The 13,315-nt window shown below is 65.6% G+C and carries 13 protein-coding genes; 9 read left to right on the top strand and 4 right to left on the bottom strand.

Features of this window, described 5'->3' with window-relative positions:
* Nucleotides 1-22 precede the first annotated feature (22 nt).
* On the bottom strand, nt 23-541 hold the full coding sequence (locus tag ABIB45_RS10045) for a MarR family winged helix-turn-helix transcriptional regulator (protein WP_354215706.1): 519 nt from the start codon (nt 539-541) through the stop codon (nt 23-25).
* Nucleotides 542-733: 192 nt separating this feature from the next.
* On the opposite strand from ABIB45_RS10045, the gene ABIB45_RS10040 reads away from it, so the two are divergent.
* A complete protein-coding gene (locus ABIB45_RS10040; RefSeq protein WP_354215705.1) occupies nt 734-2,938 on the top strand; it encodes an MMPL family transporter in 2,205 nt (734 codons plus the stop codon).
* A gap of 9 nt (nt 2,939-2,947) precedes the next feature.
* On the opposite strand, the gene ABIB45_RS10035 is transcribed toward ABIB45_RS10040, so the two are convergent.
* Nucleotides 2,948-3,877, bottom strand: a complete 930-nt coding sequence (locus tag ABIB45_RS10035) for an NAD-dependent epimerase/dehydratase family protein (RefSeq protein WP_354215703.1) — start codon at nt 3,875-3,877, stop codon at nt 2,948-2,950.
* A gap of 271 nt (nt 3,878-4,148) precedes the next feature.
* Here ABIB45_RS10035 and ABIB45_RS10030 point away from each other — a divergent pair, with 271 nt between their 5' ends.
* The 8 genes from ABIB45_RS10030 to ABIB45_RS09995 all read left to right on the top strand — a co-directional run bounded on the left by ABIB45_RS10030 (nt 4,149) and on the right by ABIB45_RS09995 (nt 10,282).
* Nucleotides 4,149-4,748, top strand: coding sequence for a pirin-like C-terminal cupin domain-containing protein (locus ABIB45_RS10030; RefSeq protein ID WP_354215702.1), 600 nt, complete (start codon nt 4,149-4,151; stop codon nt 4,746-4,748).
* A gap of 84 nt (nt 4,749-4,832) precedes the next feature.
* Nucleotides 4,833-5,084, top strand: coding sequence for a GNAT family N-acetyltransferase (locus ABIB45_RS10025; protein WP_354215778.1), 252 nt, complete (start codon nt 4,833-4,835; stop codon nt 5,082-5,084).
* A gap of 113 nt (nt 5,085-5,197) precedes the next feature.
* A complete protein-coding gene (locus ABIB45_RS10020; protein WP_354215701.1) occupies nt 5,198-5,425 on the top strand; it encodes a hypothetical protein in 228 nt (75 codons plus the stop codon).
* A 257-nt stretch (nt 5,426-5,682) separates the two neighbouring features.
* Nucleotides 5,683-7,572 carry a molecular chaperone DnaK gene (gene dnaK / locus ABIB45_RS10015; protein ID WP_354215700.1) on the top strand — a complete coding sequence of 630 codons (1,890 nt, stop codon included), beginning with the start codon at nt 5,683-5,685 and terminating at the stop codon, nt 7,570-7,572.
* A gap of 2 nt (nt 7,573-7,574) precedes the next feature.
* Nucleotides 7,575-8,285 (top strand): nucleotide exchange factor GrpE, encoded by a 711-nt coding sequence (locus ABIB45_RS10010; protein ID WP_354215699.1) that lies wholly within the window; start codon nt 7,575-7,577, stop codon nt 8,283-8,285.
* Nucleotides 8,286-8,368: 83 nt separating this feature from the next.
* Nucleotides 8,369-9,340 carry a DnaJ C-terminal domain-containing protein gene (locus tag ABIB45_RS10005; protein WP_354215698.1) on the top strand — a complete coding sequence of 324 codons (972 nt, stop codon included), beginning with the start codon at nt 8,369-8,371 and terminating at the stop codon, nt 9,338-9,340.
* A gap of 15 nt (nt 9,341-9,355) precedes the next feature.
* On the top strand, nt 9,356-9,781 hold the full coding sequence (locus ABIB45_RS10000) for a heat shock protein transcriptional repressor HspR (protein WP_354215697.1): 426 nt from the start codon (nt 9,356-9,358) through the stop codon (nt 9,779-9,781).
* A gap of 129 nt (nt 9,782-9,910) precedes the next feature.
* The gene (locus ABIB45_RS09995) at nt 9,911-10,282 is read left to right on the top strand and encodes a hypothetical protein (RefSeq protein WP_354215777.1); all 372 of its coding nucleotides are present in this window, start codon (nt 9,911-9,913) and stop codon (nt 10,280-10,282) included.
* Between the two features lie 64 nt (nt 10,283-10,346).
* On the opposite strand, the gene ABIB45_RS09990 is transcribed toward ABIB45_RS09995, so the two are convergent.
* Nucleotides 10,347-11,741 carry an MFS transporter gene (locus ABIB45_RS09990; protein WP_354215696.1) on the bottom strand — a complete coding sequence of 465 codons (1,395 nt, stop codon included), beginning with the start codon at nt 11,739-11,741 and terminating at the stop codon, nt 10,347-10,349.
* Between the two features lie 33 nt (nt 11,742-11,774).
* Nucleotides 11,775-13,292 carry an NAD-dependent succinate-semialdehyde dehydrogenase gene (locus tag ABIB45_RS09985; protein WP_354215695.1) on the bottom strand — a complete coding sequence of 506 codons (1,518 nt, stop codon included), beginning with the start codon at nt 13,290-13,292 and terminating at the stop codon, nt 11,775-11,777.
* Nucleotides 13,293-13,315: the final 23 nt, after the last annotated feature.

Genomic DNA, 13,315 nt, shown 5'->3' with positions numbered 1-13,315 from the left:
GGGCGTGGCGGGCGGCAGTGGATCAGGCGGGAGGAGCGGCGGGGGAGTTAGGGCCGCCGTCGGACGCTTCCTGGCGGGCCGCCATGGTGGCCTCCACCATGGCGGTCATGAACCGCGTTACCAAGTCCAGTTCCTCAGGGGAGAAGGCGGCCATGGCATTGCCCATGTGACGCGAGAGCGGCATGAACATGGCCCCGCCGTCCTGGAAAGCTTTGGGTGTCATGCGGAGCTGGACCTGCCGCCGGTCCGAAAGATGGCGTTCCCGCACCACATGGCCGGAGGTGTCCAGCCGGTCGATGAGGGCAGTGGTGGCCGGCGAGCTGAGGTGCAGTTCCTTCCGCAGGACGCCGGGCGTGACAACCAGGCCCTTGGCGGTGTGGCGCATGATGACGGCGAGCGCGTTCAGGTCGGTCCGGTGCATGTCGTTCCGGCCGCCTGCGGTATCCACAAAGCGGTTGGCCTCAAGAGTGAAGTCCTGCAGCAGGCGGACCAGTGATAGGGGTGCGGAGTCGGGCGGGGTCTGGAACGCTTCGTCCGTCATGTTTCTCCTCCTCCGCTCTGCTGTGGTGGTTCCGTCATCGGGCTGGTGCCCGGTGGTGACTTGACGGATATTACTTCACCGGAACCCCCGGGCGCGGCCCCGGATAAATTTAGTCTGGCACTTATCTCTACTATGGAGATACTCTATGATGGAATAAATTGTACTGCTCTTATCCCGAATCTGGCAGGAATCATGAAACCCAGTCCCCAACACAGCGCACGGGTCCCGTTCTGGCTGCGCTGGCTCATTCCTGCGCTTCTGGTGCTGACGTGGCTTGCGATCGCCGGTATCGGTGGACCCACCTTTGGCCGGCTGAAAGAGGTCTCGTCGAACGACCAGGCCTCCTTCCTTCCCGCCAGTGCCGAAGCCACAGCCGCGCAGGACTGGCAAGCGAAATTCCGTGATTCCAACGAAGTGCCGGCCGTCATTGTCATCGAAAACAGCTCCGCTTTTACCCCGGCCCAGCTGGGCGAGGCAGCCGCGCTGAAAGCAAACCTTGAAGCACTGAAGCTCGGCAGTGCCGTGGTCGGGCCCATTCCGTCCGAAGACGGCAAGGCCGTCCAGTTCATCACTCCGATCGATTCGTCGGGCGAGGTGAAGGAGGCGGTGAAAGAACTGCGCGAGGCCGTCGCTGAGGCCGCTCCGGAAGGCATGCAGACCTTCGTCACCGGGCCGGCCGGCCTGGCTGCGGACCTGGTCAGCGCCTTCGCGGGCATCGACGGCATTCTGCTGCTCGTGGCTATGACTGCGGTCTTTGTGATTCTCCTGATCGTGTACCGCTCCCTGCTCCTGCCGATCGCGGTGCTGCTCACGTCGGTGTTTGCGCTGTGTGCAGCCATCCTGCTCGTGTTCGGCATGGCCAAGCTCGGCTGGATCCAGCTGAACGGCCAAAGCCAGGGCATCCTGTCCATCCTGGTGATCGGCGCGGCCACGGACTATGCCCTGCTGTATGTGGCGCGCTTCCGGGAAGCCCTGACCCACACCCGCAACCGGACCGCCGCCGTGCTGACGGCCTGGAAGACGTCCGTCGAGCCGATCGTTGCCTCCGGTGCCACGGTGATTATCGCCTTGCTCTGCCTGCTTTTCTCGGATCTGAACTCCAACAAGGGCCTGGGCCCGGTGGCGGCCGCCGGCATCCTCTGCGCTCTTTTCGCCGCCCTCACCCTGCTGCCCGCCCTGATGGCGCTCCTGGGCCGCGCAGCCTTCTGGCCGTTCCGTCCCAAGCTGGTCCCGAAGGATCAGCGGGAACCCGAACTCGTCACCGGGCTGGAAGGGCAGAAGGGCATCTGGCGTGCTACCGCTTCGCTCGTTTCCCGCCGTCCGCGCACCGTCTGGATCGCTTCGGTCCTCTTGTTGCTGATGGCGTCGGCAGGCATCCTCCAGCTCAAGGCAAACGGCGTCCCGCAGACGGATGTCATCCTCACCGCATCCAACGCCGTTGACGGGCAGGACGCGCTGGCTCGGCATTTCGACGCCGGCAGCGGCAGCCCCGCCGTCGTGGTTGCGGACGAAAGCAAAGCTGCAGAAGTGCTCGCAAAGGTCAAAGCGGCCGACGGCGTGGGGGACGCGTATCTGTTGGCGGCGGGAAGTGTGCCCATCACCGGAGCCCCCGGCGCTCCCACCGACCCCGATGTCCGCGAGGGCAAGGTGCTGATCAATGCCACCCTCAACTACGCCGCTGATTCCATCGAGGCCGAGGGCATAGTCAAAGCTTTGCGTGAGGATGTGAAGGCTGTTGACGCCAGGGCGCTGGTGGGTGGCGTCACGGCAACGGCCCTGGATACCAACACCACGGCTCAGCGCGACCTGGTGATCATCATCCCGGTGGTGCTGGTGGTCATCCTCTTTATCCTGATGCTGCTGCTGCGTTCCGTGGTGGCGCCGGTCCTGCTGGTGCTCTCCGTGGTGCTGTCCTACGGCGCGGCGATGGGCGTCTCGGCGCTGGTCTTCAATAACATGCTGGGCTTCCCGGGCGCCGATGCCACCGTCCCGCTGTTCGGGTTTGTCTTCCTGGTTGCCCTGGGCGTGGACTACAACATCTTCCTGATGAGCCGGGTGCGGGAGGAGTCGATAAAGCACGGGACCAGGCCGGGCATCCTGCGGGGGCTGGGTGTCACCGGCGGAGTGATCACCTCCGCCGGGGTGGTGTTGGCCGCCACCTTCGCGGCCCTCAGCATCATCCCCATCATGTTCCTGGTGCAGCTGGCCTTCATTGTGGCCTTCGGCGTGCTGCTGGATACCATCCTGGTGCGCTCGCTGCTGGTCCCCGCATTGGCGTACGATATCGGCCCGCGCATCTGGTGGCCGAGCAAGCTGGGCCGGCCGGAGCTGGACGCGGCCGTGCCGGCGGGCACGCGTGATGCCGAGCTTGAAGCGGAGGGCGCCGGCCGCCGGTAACGGGGTGGGTTAGCCCTGCGCCTGCCACCAAGCCACCGTGGCTGCGGCTGCTTCCGGGAGGGGCGTGGGGCGGAGGCCCAGGGCGGACTGGCTGGCCGCGGAGTCCATTACGTACGGCTGCTCTAACTGGTACATCGTTTCCGCGAGTTCCCGGAGGTCCTTCGAAAAGACGCCCATGGTTCGGAATGCCCAGCCGGGCATGGTGCCCAGCTTCGGTTTGCCCGCCCCGCCGGCTTCCGTGAACGCCGTGGCCAGTTGCCGCTGCGTTACTGCCGGAGCGGTGGGCGTGTGCCACACCTTGTTCCAGAGCGACGGCGACTGCGCGGCGTGTATCATCGCCGCCGCCAGATCGGGGACGTAGGTGAACGAGTGGGGCTGGTCCGCGCTGCCGATGACCCACACCTTCTTTCCGGCCAGGACGGCGGGAACCATGCGCTCGCCGGCGTGTGAGTTCCGGACGCGCGGACCGAAGAAATCGCCGGCCACCACGCTGACGGTATTGGTGGGCGACGCGTCCCGGGCCCGGAGGAGCTCTGTTCGCACGCCACGCTTTCCGCCGCCGGCTGTCCGCGGCCCGGTCTCGGTCATCGGGCGGTCCGGCTCGCTGTAGGAATAGAGACTTTCGGGGAAGACGACGACGGCGCCTGCCTCGCCCGCCGCAGCCAGCACCGTTTGCTCGGCCCGGGGAAGTTCCGCCCGCCATGCGTCCGCCGTGTAGGAGGTGCCATGGATGCAGTGGAAAACGGCTGCGGCGCCTGCGAAAGCCGCCCGCACCTGAGGGGCGTCCTGGACGTCCACGGCCAGCCGTTCCACCAAAGGATGCACAGGTCCACTCCCGGAACGGGTGAGGATCCTGACGCGCTTGCCCTGCCCGGCCAACTGCTCCGCCACAGTCCAGCCGACGGGACCTGCGCCGGTGACAATGAATACTTCATTCATGATTTCCCCTTCAGGACTTTTCGTTTCCGAGAGCATCGCTCTCATCCAATAGTGCACCCTGCTGGATCCATGAAAATTGCTGCCACGGACGCGGAAACCACCCTGCGCACGCCCCGGGAGCGAGCCCGCGCCCAGACCATTGCGGACACTGTCCGGCCGGACCACCGCGCCCGGCACGGGTGATCTGCAGCCTGATCGCTATCCTCGATGCCGCCTACCGCGCAGGTGAACTCTCGACGCCAATGGGTGCGTCGCCGTCGTGCATCCCGCCTTGGCCCCCGACCTCGTGACGATCCGCGCCGGACTCGGTCTCGCGGTTCCTGACGAAATCCTGGCGAACGGCGCCCTGCCCGACGCCGCCAGGAAGATGCCCCCGGCCTTCGAGCACTACACGCCGGAACCCGTCCGGGGCGAGGGCACGGAACTGCGGGTCTTCCTTGGTTCCCTGGCCGGTTCGTCCTCGCCTGTGCCCACTTACACCCCGCCGCTGCTGGGCGCCGAGGCTGTCTTGAGAGCCGGTGCGCGGCTCGACCTGGAGCTGGACCCGGCCTTTGAGCACGGAATCCTGCTCGACACCGGCAACATCTCCCTGGGCGGCACCCCCCTCGCCGTTGACCACCTCCACTACCTGCGTCCGGGGCGGGGCAGGATCGTCCTGGAGGCCGGACAGACCCCTGCGCGGCTGGTGCTTCTCGGTGGCGAGCCGCTGGGCGAGCGGATCGTGATGTGGTGGCACCTACCCCGACGGCACCCCTACCCGCCCTTCGGACCGTTCCCGGACGGGTACCCGGCCCCGCTCCCGGCCCAACGCTTAGCTGCGCGCCCGCGGCGGAACCATCACCCGAATCCAGGAGGCCATTTTGAAGACTGAAACAACAATCACGGTGCGGACAGCCCGGACCTGCCGACGCTATGAAGTCCTCGACGGGGATGCGGTGATCGGAAAGCCCACTATCTGCCCCACGAGGGCAACAAGGGGCCCGAGCGGATTTTTGACCACACCATAGTCAGCGAGGACTATGCCGGGCAGGGTCTCGCCGCCCGGTTGGTACAGGATGCGCTGGACGACACCCTCGCTGCCGGCATCGGCGTCGTCCCCTTCTGCCCCTACGTGAAGGTGTGGCTGCGCAAGCACCCGGACTACCAGCCACGGATGACCGACGTTCATCCCGAGCACCTGGCCGCCGTCGAAAGCGCCGGCCGGTAGCAACAGCATCAACGGCGTGTGCTGCTCCCGCCGGCCTCTGTTTCCCCCGGCGCAGGCTCGGTAGACTCCAACTGCGCCCAGCTGGACGCGGAACCTCAAAGGAGAGATCAGTCATGACTGAGAACACCGCACGTGACGAAGAGCCCCGCAAAGCCAGCAGTGCGCCTGGCCTGGAGGGCGAGGGCGGCCAGTATGTGGACGGCGACTACGGCGATGCCGGGGTGGTGGGCGACGCCGACGATCAGCCCGAAGACGGGGACTATCCGGAAGGTGACTACGGCGATGCCGGCACCGTGGGAACGGCCCGCGAAGCTCAGGAGGACGAGGACAGGAAGCCGTAGGCGCTGTCCCTGACGCCTTCACGCAGCCGGTTGGCAACCCGTTCACGCACAGCGAACGGGCTGCCTGCTGGCGGGATTTTCTTCCTCATAGCCCCGCAAGTCCGGGAAATCTGCTGGGGCGTGCCTTAGCGCCATAGTCAAAGTTGAGCCTACCGCGCTCAACTTTGGATTGACATCTAAGCCGCCCTGGGTAAAGTTGAGTGCAGAACGCTCAATGAGGGCGCCAGAGAGTTTCCACGGAAAGAAGGACGCAACACATGTCACGTGCAGTAGGTATCGACCTCGGAACCACCAACTCCGTCGTCTCCGTTCTCGAAGGTGGCGAGCCCACCGTTATTGCCAACGCCGAGGGTGGCCGCACCACGCCGTCCGTCGTTGCATTCTCTAAGACCGGCGAAGTTCTGGTGGGCGAGATCGCCAAGCGCCAGGCAGTCAACAACATCGACCGCACCATTGCCTCGGTCAAGCGCCACATGGGCACCGACTGGTCTGTCCCGATTGATGACAAGAAGTACACCGCGCAGGAAATCTCCGCCCGTGTGCTGATGAAGCTGAAGAACGACGCCGAGTCCTACCTCGGTGAAAAGGTCACCGACGCCGTGATCACCGTTCCGGCCTACTTCAACGACGCCGAGCGCCAGGCTACCAAGGAAGCCGGCGAAATCGCGGGCCTGAACGTCCTGCGCATTGTCAACGAGCCCACCGCCGCAGCACTGGCCTACGGCCTGGACAAGGGCAAGGAGGACGAACTCATCCTGGTCTTCGACCTCGGCGGCGGCACGTTCGACGTCTCCCTGCTTGAGGTGGGCAAGGACGAAGACAACTTCTCCACCATCCAGGTCCGCTCCACCGCCGGTGACAACCGCCTCGGCGGCGACGACTGGGACCAGCGCGTAGTCGACTATCTGCTGAACCAGCTCAAGGTCAAGGGCATCGACCTCTCCAAGGACAAGATCGCCCTCCAGCGCCTCCGCGAAGCTGCCGAGCAGGCGAAGAAGGAACTGTCCTCCTCCACCAGCACCAACGTGTCCCTCCAGTACCTCTCCGTCACCCCGGACGGCCCGGTCCACCTGGACGAGCAGCTGACCCGCGCCAAGTTCCAGGACCTCACCAAGGACCTCCTCGAGCGCACCAAGAAGCCGTTCCACGACGTCATCAAGGAAGCCGGCATCAAGCTCTCCGAGATCGACCACATCGTCCTCGTCGGCGGCTCCACCCGTATGCCCGCCGTCTACGACCTGGTCAAGGAACTTGCCGGCGGCAAAGAGCCCAACAAGGGCGTCAACCCGGATGAGGTCGTCGCAGTGGGCGCCGCACTCCAGGCCGGTGTCCTGAAGGGCGAGCGCAAGGACGTCCTGCTGATCGACGTCACCCCGCTGTCCCTCGGCATCGAAACCAAGGGCGGTGTCATGACGCACCTGATCGAGCGCAACACCGCCATCCCCACCAAGCGTTCCGAGACCTTCACCACGGCTGACGACAACCAGCCGTCCGTGGCCATCCAGGTGTTCCAGGGCGAGCGCGAGTTCACCCGCGACAACAAGCCGCTGGGCACGTTCGAGCTGACCGGCATCGCGCCGGCCCCGCGCGGCGTCCCGCAGGTTGAGGTCACCTTCGACATCGACGCCAACGGCATCGTCCACGTCTCCGCGAAGGACAAGGGCACCGGCAAGGAACAGTCCATGACCATCACCGGCGGCACCGCGCTCTCCAAGGAAGACATTGACCGCATGGTCAAGGACGCCGAAGAGCACGCATCCGAGGACAAGGCCCGCCGCGAGGCCACCGACACCCGCAACACCGCCGAACAGCTCGCCTACTCCGTGGACAAACTGATCGCCGACAACGCCGACAAGCTGCCCGAAGAGGTCAAGACCGAGGTCCAGGCTGACGTCGACGAACTCAAGAAGGCCCTCGAAGGCACGGATGACGCCGCTGTGAAGACTGCTTTCGAGAAGCTGCAGGCTTCCCAGGGCAAGCTCGGCGAGGCCATCTACGCCCAGGCCGGTTCCCCGGACGGCGCCACCGGCGCTGCAGGTGCTGAGGGTGCCGCTGGTGCCGCAGGCGGGGACAAGACGGGCTCAGCTTCCAGCGCTGAAGACATCGTTGACGCCGAGATCATCGACGAAGACGAAGCGAAGAAGTAGCCATGCCGCACCACGGTAACGAGGACGAGCACGACTCATCCGCTAGCCAGGAAAACCAGGAGCGGCAGGCCGGCGGCCGCCAGGAGCCGGTCATCCGGGACAACCGCAAGGTTGACCCGGTGACCGGGCAGGCCCGCCACCCCGAGGGTGAGCAACACGCTGCGGATGCGTCCCCGGGCGCCGGATCCGAAGAGTCCGACGGCGACGCCCTGGCCCAGGCCGAGGAAATCCTCAACGGCATCGAGGTGCCGGCCGAGGAATCCGTGGTCCAGGGGGTTGCGACGGACTCAACCACCACGGCTGAGGCCGCCGAACTGAAGAACGACCTTCTCCGGCTCCAGGCTGAGTACGTCAACTACCGCAAGCGCGTTGAACGCGACCGTGCCGTGGCAGGGGAGATGGCCGTCATCGGCGTCCTGAACTCCCTGCTTCCGGTGCTGGACGATGTCGACGCCGCCCGCCAGCACGGTGACCTGACCGATGGACCGTTCGCGGCCATCGCCACCAAGCTGGAGAATGCGCTGAAGACGTATGGACTGGTCCGCATCGCCGACACCGGCGTGGAGTTCGATCCCACGATCCACGAGGCCCTCATCCAGCAGCCGGGCGAGGACATTGAGGTTGACACCGTCAGCCAGGTGCTCCGCTCCGGCTACCGGTCAGGTGAGCGCGTCCTCCGCGCAGCACAGGTGATTGTCGCCGTCCCGGCCTAGCATTTCTCCGGTGGTTGAGCTTGCCGAAACCCGGGTTTCGACAAGCTCAACCACCGACCCATAACTTTTGAAAGGAAACGCCATTGGCTAGCCAGGATTGGGTGGACAAGGACTTTTACGCGATCCTTGGTATCGCCAAGGACGCTTCCGACGCCGACATCAAAAAGGCGTACCGGAAACTTGCCCGCCAGCACCACCCGGACACCAATTCGGGAAACGCTGCGTCGGAGAAGAAGTTCAAGGACATCTCCGAGGCCTATTCCGTACTTTCTGATCCGGACGAGCGTCAGCAGTACGACGCCATCCGGGCCATGGGCGGCGGGGCAAGGTTCGCACCGGGCGGCGCCGGCGGCGGCAACGGCGGGTTCGAGGACATGTTCGGCGGGCTGTTCACCGGAAACGCCGGCCGCCACGCCGGCGGCTTCAGCACCTCGGGCGGCATTCCGCCCGAGTTCGCCGACCTGTTCGGCGGCGGCTTCGGCGGCCAGCCCGGCTTCCAGCGGGCCCCCCAGAAGGGCGCCGACCGCACCGCGACCACCAGCATTTCCTTCGCCGGCTCCATCCGCGGCACCACCATTGGCCTGCGTGAACCCAGTGGCGACGTCATCGACGTCCGGGTTCCGGCCGGCATCAAGGACGGCCAGAAAGTGCGCGTCCGCGGCAAGGGCCAGCCATCGCCGGCAGGCAACGGCGACCTGATGGTGGCCGTGTCGGTCAAGACCCACGATTTCTACACGCGCGACGGCGACAACCTCCGCATCCACGTTCCGGTGACCTTCCCGGAAGCTGCTTTGGGCGCGGACATCGAGGTTCCCACCATCGACGGCGAAAGGGTCAAAGTACGCGTTCCGGCCGGCACGCCGTCCGGCCGCACACTCCGGGTCAAGGGCCATGGCGTGAAGACCTCCAAGGTAACCGGCGATCTGCTGGTGACCATCGACGTCGCGGTTCCCAAGAACCTGAACAAGGAGGCCGAGGCAGCTGTGAAGGCTTTCGCCGAAGCGACTTCCGACGCCGATGTCCGCGAGGGCCTGGCCGCCAAGGCCCGGCTGTAGGCAGCGGAGCAGACCGTGAATATCAATGCTGACCAGCCGATCTTTGTGATCTCGGTGGCGGCTGAACTGGCGGATATGCATCCGCAGACGCTCCGGCAGTATGACCGGCTGGGCATTGTTTCGCCCAGCCGGGCGCCCGGGAAGTCCCGCCGATACTCACAGCGCGACGTCAACATGCTGCGCCAGGTCCAGCGGCTCTCCCAGGAAGGTGTCTCGCTCGAGGGCATCAAACGGATCCTTGAGCTCGAGAACCAGGTTGCCGCGCTCCAGCGCAGGGTGGGCGAGCTGACCGAGGAGCTGGGCCGCCGTCGTGATCCCCTGGACTCCAGAATCTTCGCCGCCGGTGCTGCCGGCGACGTAGTGAGCCTGGCACGCGGACAGCGCCCCCGCGCCCGCTCCCAGGCCGTGGTGGTCTGGCGGCCCCGGGCGCTGGGAACCTAAGCACCGGAAAAATAGAGTACTCACTACTCGTGACCGGTCCGCCCTCACTGTCTTGAATGGAACTATTGATGGTCTCACAGCACGGTTCAAGACTCTGGGGGTTTTCGCGTGTTTGGTTCTTCAGTCGTTATGTTTGCGGGGTCCAGCGCTGGGCTGATCCTGCTCGCCATCGGGCAGGCCATGGTGGTGGTGTGCGCGTGCTTTGACATGGTGCGGGCGCTGTCCGTGCCGAGATCACACCGGCGCTACGTGGCCAGCACAGTGTTCCGGACCCTCGCCATCCCGTCCATCATCGCCACCGGCATGAGCGTCCTGATCGACGCGCTGCAGTGGTCCTGGATGGACGTCTGCATGTCCATGTTCGTGATGGTGGCCATCATCTTCCGGCTGCACCACGACAAGGACGAAGACAGCTGGTGGAAGGGTAAAGGCAAGAGACTCGCCCGCTGGGCCCGCCGCCAGTTCAGTTCCGGGACGAGGACGGCGCCGGCGGTGGGATAGCCCGGGCGGTGGTCGAGCCTGCCGATATCCGATATCGGCAGGCTCGACCAGCGGTGTCCCGGGATCAGACCTTCGCGTTGACGTCCGCGCTGACGGCGGTCCTGTGGTCGAAGACCGTGGCGCCCACTTCCTGCTCGGCCTGGTTGTTAATGCCCAGGTCGATTCCCTTCCGGTCCCTAATGACCAGCACCGCGCCTGTTGATACGAGAGCCATGATCAGCAGGTACACCGAGACGGACGAGGTTGTTCCGGTGGCCTGGACCAGGGCCGTGGCAATCATGGGCGCGAACGCACCGCCGATGATGGCACCAAGCGCGTAGGAGATCGCGACGCCGGAGAACCGGATGGACGCCGGAAACAGTTCGCTGTAGACGGCGGCCTGCGGACCGTACGTCAAGCCGAGTCCCACCGTGAACAGTGCCAGGCCCAGGAACAGCACCCAGATATTTCCGGTGTTCACCAGCCAGAACAGCGGAAATACCGTGAGTATCAGGCACCCATAGCCGATGAGGTAGGTCTTCTTTCGTCCGATGCTGTCAGCGAGGATGCCGGCAATCAGTGTGAAAATGAACCAGAGGGCTGCGGATGCGGTGACGGCCAGGAGCACCTCGGTGCGGTCCATGGCCAGCCCCTTGGGATTGGTGGCGTAGCTGACGATATAGCCGCCGGTGGTCATGTAGCCGGCGGCGTTGTTGCCCGCAAAGATCAGGGCGGCGATGACGACCAGTAGCCAGTGCTTCTTGAACAGTTCAACAATGGGAACACGGGTCTGCTGCTTCTTTTGAGCGATCTCTTCAAAGACCGGGCTTTCCTCCACGCTGCGCCGGACGATGAAGCCCACCACAATCAGAAGGAAGCTGAGCAGGAACGGAACCCGCCAGCCCCACTCGATGAACGCTGCGCCCGGGGAGACGACGCCTGACATCAGGGCCAGGATCCCGGAGGCCAGGAGCATGCCCAGCGGGACGCCGAGCTGGGGGAAGGAGCCGAACAGTCCGCGCTTGGACCGTGGTGCGTGCTCGACGGCCATCAGGACGGCCCCGCCCCATTCCCCGCCGGCTGAAATTCCCTGCAGAATACGCAGGAGCAGCAACAGGATGGGCGCGACGATGCCCGCCGTTTCGAACGTAGGCAGCACACCGATGAGTGTGGTGGCCACGCCCATCAGGATCAGCGTGAGGACCAGCATTGCACGGCGTCCCAGTCGGTCGCCGAAGTGCCCGGCCAGGAAGGCTCCCAGCGGACGGAACAGGAAGCTCAGGCCCACCGAAGCGAACGAAATCAGGATACCGATGTCATTGCCGGCTGGTTCGAAGAAGAGCTTCGCGAAAACCAGGCCTGCGGCGTTGGCGTAGATGAAGAAGTCATACCACTCAACGGTTGTGCCGATGATCGTGGCGAACGCCACGCGGCGGCGGTCTTTGGCCGAGCTGCGCTGCTCATGCGGAATAGCACTCATATTTATTCCTTATTGTGGGGACACATCGGTGTGTCAGTTGGCGTACGGATCGGCGATGCCGATGTATTGGGTGGTGGTGTATTCGGCGATGCCTTCGGAGCCGCCTTCGCGGCCGAGCCCGGACTGCTTGACGCCGCCGAAGGGTGCGGCGGCGTTGGAGATGACGCCGGCGTTGAAGCCCACCATGCCGAATTCGATCTGCTCGGCCACGCGCAACAGCCGGTTGAAGTCGCGGCTGTAGACGTAGGAGGCCAGGCCGTATTCGCTGGCGTTGGCCAGCCGGATGGCGTCGTCCTCGGTCGCGAAGGTGGTCACCGGGGCGACGGGGCCGAAGATTTCCTGGCCGAGGATCGCGGCGTCGTTGGGCACGTTGGCCAGGACGGTGGGCGGGTAGAAGTGCCCGGGACCGGCAACGGGTGACCCGCCGGTGAGTACTGTTGCTCCGGCGTCGACGGCGGCTGCCACCAGGGCGTGGATGTCGTCGCGGGCTCGTGCGTCGATCAGCGGGCCCACCTGGGTGGCGGGGTCGGTGCCGCGGCCGGTGGCCAGGGCAGCCATGGCGGCGGCGAACTTCCTTGTGAATTCCTGGGCGACGGATTCCTGGACCAGGAACCGGTTCGCAGCGGTGCAGGCTTCGCCCATGTTCCGCATTTTGGCGGCCATGGCCCCTTCGACGGCTTTGTCCAGGTCGGCGTCCTCGAACACGATGAACGGGGCGTTACCGCCGAGTTCCAGGGAGGTGCGAAGGACGTTCTGGGCGGCGTCGGCCATGAGGCGTTTGCCGACGGGGGTGGAGCCGGTGAAGGAGACCTTCCGCAGGCGCGGGTCGGCCAGCAGCGGACCCGAGATCCCGGAGGCAGAGGAGGATGAGACGACGTTGAGGACGCCGGCGGGCAGGCCGGCGTCGAGCATGGTCTGGGCGAACAGCTGGGCCGTGAGGGGGGTGAGCTTCGCTGGCTTGAGGACCATGGTGCAGCCGGCGGCGACGGCGGGGGCTACCTTGCGGGTGGCCATGGCCAGCGGGAAGTTCCAGGGCGTGATGAGCAGGCACGGGCCGACGGGCTTGTGCTGGACCAGGATCTTGTTCTTGCCCTCCGGGGAGGTGAGGTAGCGGCCGTAGTCACGGACCGTCTCTTCGGCGAACCAGCGCAGGAACTCGGCCCCGTAGGTCACTTCGCCGCGGGCTTCGGCCAGCGGCTTGCCCATTTCCAGGGTCATCAGCAGCGCGAAGTCCTCGGCGCGTTCGGTGACCAGGTCAAAAGCCCGGCGCAGGATCTCGGCCCGCACCCGTGGCGCGGTCCGTGCCCACGAGGACTGCACGGCGTCGGCCGCGTCTAGCGCGGACACCGCGTCCTCGCTGGTAGCCGAGGCGAGGGTGGCGAGTACCTCCCCAGTGGAGGGATCGTGGACGTCGAACGTGCCGCCGTCGGACGCCTCCCGCCACTGCCCGCCGATGAGCAGACCAGTGGGTACGGACGCAAGGAGCGCAGCCTCGCGCTCCGGCGAGATGACTTGCGGGAGGGCAGGGGGCATCGGAGTAGTAACTGTCATGGGAAAGTCCTTAGGAAGGAAAG

Origin of the sequence: Arthrobacter sp. UYCo732 (assembly GCF_040547265.1) — a bacterium.
In the GTDB taxonomy this organism is placed as follows: Bacteria; Actinomycetota; Actinomycetes; order Actinomycetales; family Micrococcaceae; genus Arthrobacter.
The sequence above is the reverse complement of the archived record's forward strand: the minus strand, read 5'-3'. Positions and strand labels throughout refer to the sequence as shown.

Bases quoted from the DNA above. Each gene is read 5' to 3' on its own strand.
- ABIB45_RS10045 (WP_354215706.1), bottom strand. From the start codon at position 541: ATGACGGACGAAGCGTTCCAGACCCCGCCCGACTCCGCACCCCTATCA.
- ABIB45_RS09985 (WP_354215695.1), bottom strand. From the start codon at position 13,292: ATGACAGTTACTACTCCGATGCCCCCTGCCCTCCCGCAAGTCATCTCG.
- dnaK (WP_354215700.1), top strand. From the start codon at position 5,683: ATGTCACGTGCAGTAGGTATCGACCTCGGAACCACCAACTCCGTCGTC.
- ABIB45_RS09995 (WP_354215777.1), top strand. From the start codon at position 9,911: ATGTTTGCGGGGTCCAGCGCTGGGCTGATCCTGCTCGCCATCGGGCAG.
- ABIB45_RS10035 (WP_354215703.1), bottom strand. From the start codon at position 3,877: ATGAATGAAGTATTCATTGTCACCGGCGCAGGTCCCGTCGGCTGGACT.
- ABIB45_RS10010 (WP_354215699.1), top strand. From the start codon at position 7,575: ATGCCGCACCACGGTAACGAGGACGAGCACGACTCATCCGCTAGCCAG.
- ABIB45_RS09990 (WP_354215696.1), bottom strand. From the start codon at position 11,741: ATGAGTGCTATTCCGCATGAGCAGCGCAGCTCGGCCAAAGACCGCCGC.
- ABIB45_RS10020 (WP_354215701.1), top strand. From the start codon at position 5,198: ATGACTGAGAACACCGCACGTGACGAAGAGCCCCGCAAAGCCAGCAGT.
- ABIB45_RS10040 (WP_354215705.1), top strand. From the start codon at position 734: ATGAAACCCAGTCCCCAACACAGCGCACGGGTCCCGTTCTGGCTGCGC.